Source organism: Nostoc mirabile CHAB5784, assembly GCF_020829645.1.
Taxonomy (GTDB): domain Bacteria; phylum Cyanobacteriota; class Cyanobacteriia; order Cyanobacteriales; family Nostocaceae; genus Nostoc; species Nostoc mirabile.
The window spans coordinates 1-15,282 of record NZ_JAIVFS010000064.1 but is presented as its reverse complement, the minus strand read 5'-3'; the positions used below and the strand labels follow the sequence as shown (position 1 = coordinate 15,282).

7 protein-coding genes are annotated in these 15,282 nt (G+C 43.3%); 2 read left to right on the top strand and 5 right to left on the bottom strand.

Features of this window, described 5'->3' with window-relative positions:
• Window positions 1-638: 638 nt before the first annotated feature.
• Window positions 639-3,359: a CHASE2 domain-containing protein gene (locus tag LC653_RS29530; RefSeq protein ID WP_229498206.1), complete on the top strand. Its 2,721-nt coding sequence runs from the start codon at window positions 639-641 to the stop codon at window positions 3,357-3,359.
• A 283-nt stretch (window positions 3,360-3,642) separates the two neighbouring features.
• Here the strand turns inward: LC653_RS29530 and LC653_RS29525 are convergent, their stop codons facing one another.
• The 4 genes from LC653_RS29525 to LC653_RS29510 all read right to left on the bottom strand — a co-directional run bounded on the left by LC653_RS29525 (window position 3,643) and on the right by LC653_RS29510 (window position 13,654).
• Window positions 3,643-4,404, bottom strand: a complete 762-nt coding sequence (locus LC653_RS29525) for a DUF928 domain-containing protein (RefSeq protein ID WP_229498205.1) — start codon at window positions 4,402-4,404, stop codon at window positions 3,643-3,645.
• A 213-nt stretch (window positions 4,405-4,617) separates the two neighbouring features.
• On the bottom strand, window positions 4,618-7,590 hold the full coding sequence (locus LC653_RS29520) for a CHAT domain-containing protein (protein ID WP_229498204.1): 2,973 nt from the start codon (window positions 7,588-7,590) through the stop codon (window positions 4,618-4,620).
• A gap of 52 nt (window positions 7,591-7,642) precedes the next feature.
• Window positions 7,643-11,794, bottom strand: coding sequence for a two-partner secretion domain-containing protein (locus LC653_RS29515; protein ID WP_229498203.1), 4,152 nt, complete (start codon window positions 11,792-11,794; stop codon window positions 7,643-7,645).
• Window positions 11,795-11,845: 51 nt separating this feature from the next.
• Complete coding sequence (locus tag LC653_RS29510; protein WP_229498202.1) at window positions 11,846-13,654, bottom strand: ShlB/FhaC/HecB family hemolysin secretion/activation protein; 1,809 nt, start codon at window positions 13,652-13,654, stop codon at window positions 11,846-11,848.
• Between the two features lie 497 nt (window positions 13,655-14,151).
• Between LC653_RS29510 and LC653_RS47525 the strand changes: the two genes are divergently transcribed.
• Entirely contained in the window at window positions 14,152-14,271 is a 120-nt protein-coding gene (locus tag LC653_RS47525) for a transposase (RefSeq protein WP_372478242.1), read from the top strand.
• A gap of 663 nt (window positions 14,272-14,934) precedes the next feature.
• Here the strand turns inward: LC653_RS47525 and LC653_RS29505 are convergent.
• Window positions 14,935-15,126 carry a hypothetical protein gene (locus LC653_RS29505; protein WP_229498201.1) on the bottom strand — a complete coding sequence of 64 codons (192 nt, stop codon included), beginning with the start codon at window positions 15,124-15,126 and terminating at the stop codon, window positions 14,935-14,937.
• Between the last annotated feature and the right edge of the window lie 156 nt (window positions 15,127-15,282).

The following is a 15,282-nucleotide window of genomic DNA, read 5'->3' as shown; positions in this document are numbered from 1 at the left end:
CGCTTCTAAATCGCGACAAGTTTTGCGGTGGGGTTAAAATCCCCAGACGCTCGCGGACTCGCTAACGCTTCGCTAATGCAAAACTTAATTACGAATTACGAATTACGTTAGCGTAGCGGTAGCGAGGAACGAGCGTCATTACGAATTATTTTAACATTTTTGAGGGGTCTAAGTCCCTCGCTTCTAAATCGCGACAAGTTTTGCGGTGGGGTTAAAATCCCCAGACGCTCGCGGACTCGCTAACGCTTCGCTAATGCAAAACTTAATTACGAATTACGAATTACGTTAGCGTAGCGGTAGCGAGGAACGAGCGTCATTACGAATTATTTGAATTAGGAATAAGTAAGTCGGTGAGAATAATTAAAACTATATTAACTAATGTAAAAAATATTGAGATTAGTTTTTAGTGAGGACTTTAGCCCTACTTTGAGGGCTAGAGCCGCTCACTACAAACCTTTAATTATTTACGCCGTCCTACTTACTCAAAAATCAAAAATAGGTAAAAGTCAGGTAAAGCCAGTTGATGAATGAAAATAGTATAATTCTTCTCTAGGACTGTTAGATAATAAATTATTTATATGACTGTATATGAAATCAAAACTAAATATATATATTGGAAAATGTAAAGGACAGCCTTGATGACAGCAGCAAAGTCAAACTTTGAATATCAAATCGGAGGAAGTCTTGAGAGTAGCGCTCCTAGCTATGTGAAACGACATGCTGATACAGAATTTTATGAGCGCTTAAAGTGGGGTCAGTTTTGTTATGTGCTGAACTCGCGGCAGATGGGCAAGTCTAGCTTGCGAGTGCAGATGATGCAAAGGCTACAAGCAGAAGGAATCATCTGTGCGTTTATTGACTTGACAGGAATGGGAACACAGGATGTAACTCCAGAAAAGTGGTATGCAGGGATTGTCCAATCTTTGGTGAGTAGTTGCCATCTGCACTCAAAAATTCAATGGCGGAGTTGGTGGCGTGAGCGGCGAGATTTGCTTTCACCGGTGCAGTGTTTGAGCCAATTTATTGAAGAAGTACTGTTAGTAGAGGTCAAGCAAAATATAGTTATTTTTATTGATGAAATTGATCGTGTTTTAAGTCAGAATTTTTCATTGGATGATTTTTTTGCTTTAATTAGATTTTTCTTTCAGCAACGAGAAGTAAATTATAAATATAGGCGTTTGACTTTTGCACTATTGGGGGTTGCAAATCCTAACGAACTGATTCAAAATAAGACCCAGACACCATTCAATATTGGCAAGGCGATTGAACTGCAAGGATTTCAGCCTGATGAAGTACAACCATTAATAGATGGTTTGAACCAAAGAGTAAGTAACCCCGAAGGGGTTCTCATGCAAATACTAGAATGGACAGGTGGGCAACCGTTTCTCACGCAAAAGCTGTGTCAGTTTATAGTTTTGGAGTCAACTGCTCAAAAATTTTCATCGGTTGAGCAACTAGTAAGGTCGAACATTGTTGAGAATTGGGAATCTCAAGATGAACCTGAGCATTTGAGGACGATTCGCGATCGCATTTTGTACAGAAATGAAAAACGTACAGGTAGATTATTAGAGTTATACCAGCAAATTTTACGTCAAGGAGAAATTTCTGCTGATGGAACTCCTGAACAAATCGAATTACGGCTGTCAGGGTTAGTAGTTGAGCAACAAGGCAAGCTCAAGGTATATAATCGCATTTACGAAGCTGTATTCAACCACAGTTGGGTTGAGCGTAAATTAGCAGAGTTGCGACCCTATGCAGAAGCGATCGCAGCCTGGTCAGCATCAGCTTACCAAGATGAATCCTATCTATTGCGAGGACAAGCTTTACAAGATACCTTAACTTGGGCATTAGGTAAAAGCCTTGGCGATTTAGATTACCAATTTTTAGCCGCTAGTCAGGAATTAGCCAAACGCCAAGCCCAAATGTCACTGCAAGTACTAGCACAAGCTAATAAACTTTTGGCACAAGCTAGACAAAAAGCCAAGCCAGAAGTTTTACAACGGCGAATTGGCTTATTTTGGATACCAAGGATTGCTATATGTCTGACTGTACCTATTCTGCTGCTGCACTTTGGTGGACTGTTGCAGGGTGGCGAGTGGAGTATACTTGACCAGTTTTTTCGCTGGCGACTGTTGCAAGAGTCACCAGAGAAACGGATAGCGATTATCACTATTGATGAAGAAGATATAAAAAAGGCAGGAAAGTGGCCTATTCCTGATCAAGTTTTAGCTAAGGCAATTGCTAATATTAAAGCCCAACAACCTAGAGCTATTGGTTTAGATATTTATCGAGATTTGCCTGTAGAACCTGGGCATCAGGACTTAGTTAACATCTTCCAATCAACTCCAAACTTATATGGAATTGAAAAAGTTGTGGGAAGTAAGATTAATACCATTGCCCCTCCTCCCACTCTCAACCAAGAAAGAGTAGGCTTTGCCGATCAGGTGGTGGATGCAGATGGTAAGGTGCGTCGGGCATTATTATCAGTAGACCTCTCGCAAAATGAAACACGCTACAGTTTGGCAATGAAACTGGCGCAGCACTATTTAGAGGACGAAAAGATAACCATAAAATTTCTTGACAACGATCCCGAACGTCAAAGGTTGCGTTGGGGTAAAGCAGTGTTTGAAAGGTTTGTGGGCAATGATGGAGGCTACGTCCATGCAGATTCTGGAGGTTATCAAATTTTGCTGAACTTTAGAGGAAATCAGGAAAATTTTGCTACTTTCCCTTTAAGAGATATCTTGGAAAAGACCATTCCTCCTGATAGTTTACGCGATCGCCTAGTTTTGATTGGCACTAATGCTGCAAGCATTAAAGATGTATTTTATACCCCCTATAACAGTGGTCTATTTAGTTCTCCGCAGCCGATGACTGGGGTGAGTGTTCATGCCAATATTATTAGTCAAATAATTAGTGCTGTTGTTGATGGCAGACCTTTGCTTCGTGTTTGGCAAGAACCCACAGAATGGCTGTGGATTTTAGTTTGGGCGGGATTAGGAGCATTAGTTAGCCGACAGTTGAGGTCTTCAATTGCGATCGCTGCCAGTATAATCTTTGCTGGTGCTGGACTTTTGGGGATTGGCTTTTTAGCCTTTTGCTTGGGCTGGTGGTTACCCATCATTCCCTCGCTGTTAGTGTTTTTGGGGTCAGCAGTCGCCTTAGAGTTGGTTACTCACAAGCAACTTGAAAGACTCCAATTCCATCATACTTTGGCACTGCTTTTAGAAATGTGCCAAGACCATCCCCTTGCTGGAGCAATTGCCATTGAATACCTCAAACAGTCAGAAAGCCAGGATAATCAGGCTTTTATCGAGCAGCAGTTACGAGAAAAACAGTTAGGGAACTCCAAGAAATAAAAACAACCGCTTGAAGTTGTTGACTCTTGACCAAATAATTACTAATTCGTAATTCGTAATTCGTAATTCGTAATTAAAGGTACAGAGTAACTAACTAACATTTTATGGAGACAAATAAATTTATTCCTCAATTAGGCCCCCGACTTCAGTCGTGGGGTAATAATTACGAATTACGTTAGCGTAGCGGTAGCGAGGAACGAGCGTCATTATAAATTACGAATTATTTTGACTGTTGACTGTGAACAGTGGGATATTTTTTTATTTGGAAGTTCCTTAACTACTTCTACAATTGAAGTGGTTGAGTAGCGATCGCTTCTAGCCCTACGGACTTAAGAAAGTCAGTCCAGATATCTGCTATGACTTGATCATTAGGTTGAGCATTTCTGATTTGAGCTAGGGTAATGACAGCATCGTACCAAATTCCTTGTTCACTGTAAGCATCTGCCTGCTCCAAAGTTGTCCTCGGCTGACTCTGGAGTTGAGGTAAAACCACACGGCGTACCCACGAGGTGATCACTGGATCGTTAGGGTTAGGTTTTTCCCCACATATCAACACTAAAGACCACTGATAATTTTTGCTTACTTCCAGAGAGGGGAAGCTATCTGCTAACTTGATGCTAATAATACCAGGTTCACCTTTAATAGGAATGAAGCTTTGGGAATGAAGCTGATTGTCTTCTGTCATCAAGCTTAAGACTACTTGCTTGGCAGATGTTTGCGGCAGATACACTAAAAATGTCGGATGCTCTGCTATAGTCAACCCATAGTTGCTGTCAGTGGGAGCAAGAAGCATCAAAGGGGTTTTATTGGCTGAGGTAGTGTTTAATGTTGCATCTTGAGGACATTGCCAATTACTACGCGATCCACCCGATGATGTAAATTTTGGTTTACCCTGATTTGATGGTGGTTTGAATATTATCCGTTGGGATTTTGAGCGATTAGTCGGCGTTGGAATATTTGCATTTGATTGGGCAATTGTTGGTTGCGTCCCCATCAGAAACAACCCGATCATAATTAGACCAATCAACTGTTGATTATTTAACATAAGTTATCCTTTGGTGAAGTCAAAGCTCTTTAATTAAATAGCACTTACGCACAAGAGATCCCCCAACCCCCTTAAAAAGGGGGCTTTTCAGATCCCCCCTTTTTAAGGGGGGTTAGGGGGGATCGAGGTTTCAGGTTTTCACTGCGTAAGTCCTATTAAAGTGATACTCATTACTAATGCTCAATTCCGAAAATACAGTATATTACTTGCTGACTACAACCAATTACCTACTAAGACAAATGCTGCCCAGTAGTAAGGACGACTATAATTTGACGATCGCAACAGGAACAACTGAGCTTGACGAAGTGCCTCAGCTTTAGTTACCCCAGGTTGGTTCAATTCTGAATAGAACTTGTTCATCAGCTCAACTGTAGATTCATCTTCTACTGACCAAAGCGTTGCTAATGTACTACGTGCCCCTGAACGCACCGCCACCCCTGCTAGTCCCAGAATCGCTCGATTATCACCTGCGGCGGTTTGGCAAGCACTCAAAATTAATAATTCTAAAGGACTTCGACCAGGGCGATCGCGTGCTTGCAATAATTGGTCTAATTCTTTAACATTAATCCGACCGTCCCAAGTCAACAAAAAGGTATTCTCAGCCTGGGAAGAAAACTGACCGTGGGTTGCTAAGTGAACAATGGGGAAGGGTACATTGTTGATTTGAACTTTCAAGCGACTGCGGGTAAATTCTTGGTTTAAAAGAACTTCTGTGGGAACTATTTTTGTAATCTCCTGAACTTCCTCTTCCACTCCCGGCAGTTTGGAAAACCCTTGCCTAGCCTCAGCCAAACCTCCTACTAAAGTTTGCAATTTGTTTGGGGAAAGCGAAGCTGAATACAACAACTGCAACCCTGGACTCAAAGCAAGGTTATATTTTTCAATCAGATACTTCTGCTTCTGACTATCATAAAGTGCCGACATGGGTACTGCACGCAAAACTCCATCTAGTACAAACACCAAAGTTTTAATGTCATCCTTTTCCAGTTCTGGCTCAATTGGTCGGATTAACCAGTCATAAAAAGTTTTTTGTGGAAGAAGTGAATCTAAGCCAGAACTGTAGATGTTACGGGTGAAGCCAGCAAGTATATTATCGTAGACACGCTCGACCTCCCCGACTTCCCCTGGCTGGGAACTAGGTTTCAGAGGCGTTGCGTAGTATTTTAAATCCTTTTGAGGTCTAGACAAGATGACAGCAAGGCGATCAGGCAAAATAATCGAATAGATAACCGCAGCATTTGGATCTAGCTGGTCAATTGGTTGGGGTTGACTGGTTATACAAGCTTCCCGAAAGAAGTTAGTCAGTTCTGCTAGTTGGAGTGCTTCTATAACATCACGAGCTTGCTTGAGATTTTTCTGATTAATCTCCGTTTGTTTTATCTGTTGAGAAGCTTGGGGTTGCAAGAGCAAATTGACCAGTTCTCGATAGACTGGTTCTACACTATCACGAAAAGTAAATTGAATTTCTGGGTTAATACCAACTAAGTCTTTACGCAAAGACTGAAGAGTTTCGTAGGCTAAGGTGTAGGCTTGAAGTGCGCTTTTTTGGTTTTGTTGAGTTTGGTAAATCCGTCCTAACTGCCACTGCCAAAGATAGGTAATACTAGAATCATTAAAAGCAGATTTCTGCTGTAAAGCTTGTTCAGTTAATTGTCGTGCCTCTGTCAATTTCCCTATTTGCTGGTAAACTCCTCCAAGATAACCACGCACATCGGCTTCGGCTTGCTTGTCTTGCAATTGTTGAGCTTGGTTGAGGGCGGTTTGTAAAATTTGCCCAATTTCTGGCCATGAGGGAATTTTTGAGGATTCAAGAGTTTTAACACCAGTGCCCGTAGGTGTATTTTTTACAAAGCTACATAGTTGCAGAATCGGGGATGATAAAGCATTTGATGAGTTTTCACTCAGTCCTGATTGCAGACACATCAAACTTTGAGCAAATTTAATGTGAGCATAGACAGTGGGATGAGTAATAGGTAAGTCATTGAGATGAGACGTGATTTCAGATAGCAAGGTTGGTACTTCAGACCATTGTTGAGTTTGTACCAAAAGGCTGAATCGATTCAATTGAGCTTGTCTTTTGATATCTGATGAGGTAGATGATTCCGCTTGCCGATAGCAAGTAGCAGCCTGTTGATAAAATTCAGCAGCAGTGGTTATACTGGCTGCTTGAATGCATATAGACTGTGTAAGGGCTGGCTGTTGTTCGCTTGGTTTTCCCAACTGTATTTTTCTATTACCCAAAGACCGGGCTGTATTGCCTAAACTCAAGTAAATAGCAGCCAGATTTTGCGAATCTCCTGATTGTTGAGCTAATTGCCCAGCTGCGGACAAAACCATTTGGGATTGTTCGAGTTGACTAACAACTCGTAAAACATTACCGAGACTACGCAAAGCCAGGATATCTAAAGAAGAGGAATTTTCCTTGTTGACAAATCGTTCTTTTAAGGTTTGCAGTTCTTCTTTTGTGATCTGGCAGTTTTGATGATCAAGCTCTAAAGTTTTTAGTAAGGTCTTGCAAGCCATTGGGTAAAGACCCAAGTCTTGCATGGCTTGAGTTTGGTTAATCTGGCTTCTAATTGCACCATTTTGATTGCCGAGATTTTGATAAATTTCAGCCGCTTGTTTCCAAGTTGCTAAGGCTGCTTCTGATTCTCCTATTGCTAGTTGCAACTGTCCTTGGATATCTAATGTAGAACTGAGGATTTGCGATCGCTCTGGTGTTTTTGGCTGTGTTTGGAGGATATTTAAGCTGGTAGCGATCGCTTTTTTGGCTTGCTCCCACCTACCGAGTTGTTGAGATGTGAGGGCAAGATTGCTCAACGCCATTGCCTGGTTGAGTTTATCCTCTCGCGCCGCAAAAGTCGCAGCAACTTGTTCCCAAACGGTTAGGGCTGACTCAAATTGTCTGTTTTGGTAAAGTGATTTGGCTTGTTCTACTAACTGTAAAGGCTCTTGTTGAGTTTGTCCGATCGCAGTTGATGCCCAAACTTGGGTAGTAACCAGCACTCCTCCCATAGACAAGAAAAATAACAGAACTACTAAAATTAGCGATCGTACTTGGCTACTATAGAGTCTAGGGGCTATGAAATCACTCTGTTTATAACGGCTAATTTTCGAGAAAAATCTTGCTTTGAGCGTAGGCGTAGCCCCTCGTAGACATCGCCCTCTCTGCTTTTTTTTATTCATATTTTATCCTGTCAAGTAATTCACAAAAATAATTGTTTTCACCTTTTTGGCCTTATCGTGCAGGACAACTGCTTAAATTTTTAGGTAGACGATGGGTTCCAGTGACGTTGGGATTGTAAGCGGTGAGAACTACTTCACCTTTATTGTTGAATACCCATCCTTTAACTGGCACAATCGGGCTGGGGATTTGGGATTTTGAATTCTCGCTGGAGGAGGTTTTCTGCGGTGGTTTTACATTACTGACGGTTGAGACTGGTTCAACTAAACCAACCTGAGTAGCTTCTTGGCTCAAGTCTTCGTTGGGACTAGGAGGTAACCCACCACGTCCTGTGATCGTGAATTCACTACCAACACCTTTACTACAGGGATTTTGGGCGATTTGGTCATTGGGATCGACAACATTTGCAGGTAATTCCACTAAATTCTGGCTGGGAGCAATCTGATTGATGTTTACCACTCCCTGATTGCCACCAAACTCTGAACTAGCGGTGATCTCATTGAACAAATCTCTAGGCTTGTCCTGAAATTCAATCCCAAAGATACTAGTAGCTGTGATATCAACACGACCACCGTCACCATAAGTTGCATTGGCGGTTATATCACTACCCTTTGGTTTGGAGGGTAGTGCAACTAGAAATTGGGTATCAATCTTAATGTTCCCGCCAGTACCAATTGCCCCTGGTTGGCTTTCAATGCCTGCATTGGTAGTAATTTTGCTGTCACCTGACATCAGCAATAAATCTGCTACCTCTAGGCTGATATTGCCGCCTCTTTCTTTAGCGGTTTCGGCTGAGATCGTTCCCTGCTCCAAAGTTAGAGAATTGGCTTCCAGAGATATATCGCCTCCTATGCCGCTTCCCCTGCTATTGACAGAAAGTTCGGCGCCATTTTGAATCAGGACATTTTTGGGGGAGCCAATCACGAAGATATTACCGCCATCACTAGTAGAAGTGTTTTCAGTCTCAGCTAAAACTGCGGTTCCAAAGTCAGACAGAGTAAGGCTGTTTGGTACATTCAGTGTGATATTACCTGCTTTTGAACTCGCTGAAGTATTAGTGCGGATTTTTCCGGCGCTGGAGAGTTCAATAGTGTCAGATGTGACATCAATGTTACCAGCATTGCCATTCCCATTAGTATTGGCGCTGACAATAGCCGCATTACTTACCTGCAAGCGAGGAGCGTTGATAGTAATCCCTTCGGAGGCTCCGGTTGCGCCAGTCCCAACTTCGCTGGCTATGGCGGAAACAAGAGAGCGATCCCTAGATGTACCATCAACAACTACATTATCAGTAGCTGTGACTCGAATCGAGCCGGAATTGCCCTTTCCTAAAGTACTAGTATTTAGTTCTGCGCCATTGGTAACTCTCAGGATCGGAGCATTAATTTCAATTCCTCCTGACTTGCCCGTAGCAGTCTCTGTCACTAGGCTAGTTGCAGCACTGCCTTCACCCTGCCTCGATTCGCCATCAAAGATTACCTTATCATTGGCATTAATGGTGATCGTGCCTGCATTGCCTGAGCTTTTAGTGCTGGCATCAAGTAAAGCGCCATTCGTCACCTCCAAAATCGGAGTTCTAATCTCGATATCACCAGATTTACCATTTGCTCCGTCAAAAACTTGACTGAATGCAGCAGTGCGATCGCCTTTGCTCGATTGGCCATCAAAGAGTACCTTGTCAGTGGCAGTAATGCTAATCGGGCCTGCATTGCCTGAGCTTTTAGTGCTGGCATCAAGTAAAGCGCCTTTCGTCACCTCTAAAATCGGGGTGTTAATCACGATCCCGCCTGAGTTGCCATTTGCTCCGTCAAAAACTTGACTGAATGCAGCAGTGCGATTACCGCCAGATTCGCCATCAAAGATTACCTTGTCAGTGCCAATAATGCTGATTTTGCCTGCATCTCCCTGTCCGGAAGTACTGGCACTGAGTTGAGCACCCTTGGTGATGGCAACACTACCTGCGTCAATCTCAATTCCGCCTGAGTTGCCTACAGCACCTTTTTCCACCTGGCTCAATATAGATTTGCCATCTACCAATACCTGATCGCGGGCAGTAATGCTGATTTTGCCTGCATCTCCCTGTCCGGAAGTACTGGCACTGAGTTGAGCACCCTTAGTGATGGCAACACTACCTGCGTCAATCTCAATTCCGCCTGAGTTGCCTACAGCACCTTTTTCCACCTGGCTAAATGCAGAACTCAGGAATCCTAAAGAAGATTGGCCGTCAAACACGACCTTATCAGTGGCAGTCACTCGGATTGTGCCCGAATTTCCTTTTCCAATAGTATTGGCTTCCAGATAACCGCCATCAGTCACCTCAACGGTACGTGCATTAATCTCGATTCCACCCGAGTTGCCTACAGCATTCTCTCCCACCTGACTGAGTGCAGAACTACGGAATCCCAAAGGAGCTCCGCTAAAAACCACCTTATCAGTAGCATTCACTCGGATTGTGCCCGAATTTCCTTTTCCAATAGTATTGGCTTCCAGATAACCGCCATCAGTCACCTCAACGGTACGTGCATTAATCTCGATTCCACCCGAGTTGCCTACAGCATTCTCTCCCACCTGACTGAGTGCAGAACTACGGAATCCCAAAGGAGCTCCGCTAAAAACCACCTTATCAGTAGCATTCACTCGGATTGTGCCCGAATTTCCTTTTCCAATAGTATTGGCTTCCAGATAACCGCCATCAGTCACCTCAACGGTACGTGCATTAATCTCGATTCCACCCGAGTTGCCTACAGCATTCTCTCCCACTTGGCTGAGTGCAGAACTACGGAATCCCAAAGTAACTCCGCTAAAGACCACCTTATCAGTAGCAGTCACTCGAATTGTGCCCGAATTTCCTTTTCCAATAGTATTGGCTTCCAGATAACCGCCATCAGTCACCTCAACGGTACGTGCATTAATCTCGATTCCACCCGAGTTGCCTACAGCATTCTCTCCCACTTGGCTGAGTGCAGAACTACGGAATCCCAAAGTAACTCCGCTAAAGACCACCTTATCAGTAGCAGTCACTCGAATTGTGCCTGCATTTCCCTTACCACTGCTACTGGTATTTAATTGACCGCCATTTTTCACTTCAACGTTATCCGCGTTAATCTCGATCCGACCTGCGTTACCAGCAGATCCAGCTTCCACTTGATTGAATGCAGCACTGACAAAGCCGTCCGATACTCCATCAAAAACTACTTCTCCAGTGGCATTAATTTCGATATTTCCCGCCTGAGTTCCAGGTGAACCCAAATCTTTGCCTATTCCAGCTTGCAGCTGACTTCCTCCCAAAACATTCACGTTACGACCGTTAATCGCAATACTACCGCCACTCCTACCTTGAAGATTCACAACTGCTTCCTTAGAGAGTGCAACATTCACCACTGCTTTGTTAGAGAGGGATACATCAGCTCGTTCAACACCATTGGGAAAACTTAAAGAAGCTACTCTTGGTATTCCTTGGGACTCTTGGACATTAAAACCGACTATTCCCGCACCAGTCAATCCTCCTAACTCAATGCGACCCCCAGGTACCCCCAAGCTCCCACCATCAAGGATGACATTTCCACCGACTAGTCCCAAAGTGTTCCCCGCCGGTAAGTAAAGAACAGCAGATGATTGATTGACAATGCTGGCTGAATTCTCTCTCAAGCGCAATCCTACAGGAATATTCACTGTCAGCAGTGGTGGGGAAAGCGGGTTCGTGGCGCTAAACTCCAACCCATTATCAAACACTAGGCTATCGGCGGTAGAAGCTACAAATGATCCTCCCATATTTAAAAGGGCATTGGGGCCAAAGACAATTCCATTAGGATTAATCAAAAACAGATTGGCTGGGCCCAAAACCCCCAGAGTTCCCAGAATCCTCGATTCCTGACCTCCTGTCACCCTAGTCAAAATATTCGTAATTTCTCCTGGATTTGTAAAATAGGCTTTTGCTCCTTCACCAACGTTAAATTCCTGGAAGCTGTGGAATAGGTTACTTCCTTGAATTGCTCCCCCATTAATCCGCTCAATATCACTGCCTTCAAGTTTGCCTTTTACTACAACTGAACTTTTATCGCCTAGAGTCGCATCAGGTGTAATTTGAGATGTAATTTGTGCTTTTGCTGGACAGGGAGCAATACAAGAGAACAAAGCCAATACAAAATTCACCCCTATAGATAGAGGTAAAGTATTGGATAGGAGCGATCGCTTGGGGTGTTGCATAACTTTTGATTTCTAGACCTTTGTTAATCAGAGATTTTGTGACAAAAATTTTTAGAAAGGATTCGCAACTATTGAGAAATAAATACCGTCTTCCTGTAAAGTCCTGCCTCTGTCTTGAATATTTGTTAATGGAATACCATAATCAAGGCGAGCATTAAGGCGATCGCCCATTTGCCACTGTAAACCCAATCCCAACCCCAGCAAAGTATTAGGATTTGGGTCTGCATTCCTGGAACTATTCCAACCCACACCAAAATCAATAAACGGCACTACTTGCAAAACTCCTCCGACGTTTTCTACCCGCAGTACTGGTAATTGCACTTCTGCTGATGCCAAAAAGCCGTTATCTGTCAACAGAATATCTTGTCGATAACCCCGAACACTACGCAGACCACCCAGCCCAAATTGCTCTAAAGGCACAAGGGCACGGGTTGTCAATTGCAGGTCAGAACGGATCACTAGTAAAGTTTGCGGTGCTAAAAGTCGCACATATTGTCCTTGCCCGCGCCAAGAAAAAAACCGACTATCAGGAGGTTCATTGTTGACGGTAGCATTGAAGATATCTAAACCCAAGTTAAATTGAGAGCGCAGGGCTAAGGCTTGTTGAGAATCCCTCTGCTGATATTCTTGGAAGAATTGTAAGGCAAAAATGCGGGTTTCTCCCTGTTCATTAGCACCGGGTGACAGAGAAAAACCCCTACCTAGCAGTTCAGATTTGCTTTGTTGTCGTAACGCGGATAGACCCACAGCAAATTCTCTGTTGGGAGATAAGATTAAAGGTTGGCGGAAGCCTAACTCGAAGTAATTGGAATTACCAATGATATCTAGGCGGTCAAAGGGTGGTTCGACAATTTCAATACTCGTCAAACCACCTCTGAGGGTAATTGTGCCATTACGAGGATTAATGGGTATATTGTAGCGCAAGTCAAAGGAGTTGCTACCATCAGTATTGATATATTCCAGATTCAAGCCATCCCCAAAACCGAATAAATTTCCTTCGTTAATGCGGACACCGCGTCGTAAGCTGCCAACACTAGGCGCACGAGCATTATCTATAAAAAATTCTGTATTAAAGGAGTCGGCTTCTATTACCTTGACTGTTAGTAAACTTAATTCGGGACGCGACCCAGCAGACAATTCGGCTGATATATTCTGAATTAGGGGGTCAAGTTGCAATAGTTGCAAAGCTGACAGCAAGCGCTTTTGATTTAGGGGTCTAGCGGTGGCAATGGCTAATCTGCTGCGGATGTAGTTCGAGTTCAACCGTCGTGTACCCATTACCGCAATTTCTTCTAGTCCTCCTTCAATAATCTGGATTTTGACGACAGATCCCTGTTTAGATAAGGTTTGACCAGCCGGAATGACAGCACCACAATTAATATACCCCGCATCGGTATAGAGTTTAGTTACAGTAGCCTCAACTTCTAGTAATTCTACAAAGGTTAGCGATCGCTTGGTGAATTGGGCAGTAATTTTAGTTAACTTTTCGTCACTAAATGCCGTGTTCCCATCAAACTCGAATTTCCTAACAATGATACTTTCAGGAAGGTCTAAGCCTTCTTCAGAGGAGGGAAATGTTTGAGGAGGAAGTTCTAGGGCAGGTTCTGGTCGTGGCTGTGGAATTGGGATTGGCTGTTTTGGTTCTGAGTCGAGAACCTGAGATAAAATTGGGTCTAATCTTAGTTGATTCAACTTTGATAAGCCTGTTGTGAGTACAGGGATCTGACGCAATTGATCCTGGCTCGTTAACAGACGAGTTTCTGATAAAGTTAAGTTTTCAATTTCTTCAACAGACTGTCTCTGGCTCTTAATAGGTAAGATATCAGCAAAGGCACTACCTTGGTTAAAAGCAAGTAACATTCCTAAAATTCTGGTAAATTTTAGAGCTAGTGTTAAATCCCAGAAGCTTACACAGCATATTTTCCCCATTTTTATGAAAAAGCTCACTATTTTTTAAATCATTCTGCCACCACCATAGTGAGACAAGGGACTTCCAACTAAAAAAATATCCTATCGCGGTGTAGGCAGGGGGGCTATTAGCTGGGGGCAGGGGGAGAAAGAAAAATATTATCTGAGTAAATTGGATAATTTATTTTCTGGAAGTCCCAAGCAAAAAACTCTAATTTACAGCAATTCTTCACCTCTTTAGCTGCTACAGAAAATGGTTTGAGCAATCGTATTACTTTCCATTTTTTATATAAAGCTACAATGTACAGAAGCAGATTTGAGGAAATATTACCACTTCAGTTAGATATTTCATAGCTTTTTTATACTCTATAGAAATAAAAATAAGCTGAATACTGGACAAGTCTTCAAGCACAAAAACCGCTACGTCTGGTTGGTTAGCTATCTCTGCTGTGCATATATTCAGCACGTTTAAGGACTTGAAAAAGCGTAGATTTTGGGGTTCTGGGTTGTGGAGCGATGGAACGTTTTACTCGTCTGTGGGTGGAGCGTCGGAGGAAGCGGTTAAATAAGTAGGTAAACATAATTAATTACACAATGTCATTGCGAATGTAGCGTAAAGCCTTCTCTTCGAGAGGCTCCGCCAACGGCATAGCTTCGCTTAACGCGGTAGCGTCTCTAAGAGTTGCGAAATGAAGCAATTCGCTTGCGGCTGGGATTGCTTCGCTTCTCTACGAGACGCTGCGCGAACGCTCGCAATGACTGTAATGAATTTTGCGTAGTTACTTAATATATTGCAACTCAAAAGCAACGCGGATAGTGTTAAATGATGGGGCAGACGCTCCTTCCGACGCTCGATTACTCGCTTGCCGCCGGCGCTATCGCTTTGCGCGTCGCTTACGAACCCCATCATTTAACCGATGCTAAATCCCCGCCCACAAGGGGACTGGGTTTTACACACCATCTATTAGTAATTTACTAGGGCTTATCGCAACACCCAACAACTCCAATATCTCTACAATTGGGCGTTTTGCTGCCTCGGCTTTTTGAATATCCCCTAGTAATTTTTTAGGAATGTACTTTGTCCTTTTCTGCCCCTTTCTCTGCCAGTGATAATAAGCCTGCGGGTATTCCCTACCGTTTCTAGTAACTGGAGTTTAGACTAAGCTATGGAAAATGACCCAGCAGGGCTGAGTTAATCAGAGACTTAACAAAATTATGAATAATCTTTAGTATTAAACCGCAACTGATGGTTCTTTACGTGGTGATGTTAGTGTTTTTTTAACAATCGGGCATCGGTTTTTACGGCTACGCTTTTTTCCTGGTTCCCAACCAGGGGACTTTCCGCGAGGTTTGGGTGCAGAGGTCGGAGTACCAATCACCGCAAAAACTCCTCCCATAGCTTGAGCGACTCGTCCAGGGGTCAAATTACCCTGGGACTTCTGCCAAGGTAGCGACTTGACCACTTGCGTCTAAATACTGGTGATAAGGATAAGTCTGCTAAGGAGTAAACATTGCGGGTTAGCAATATGGCATCTGTTAATTCAAAGGTCGCGTCTTTGGCTCTACCTAAATATTTGTAA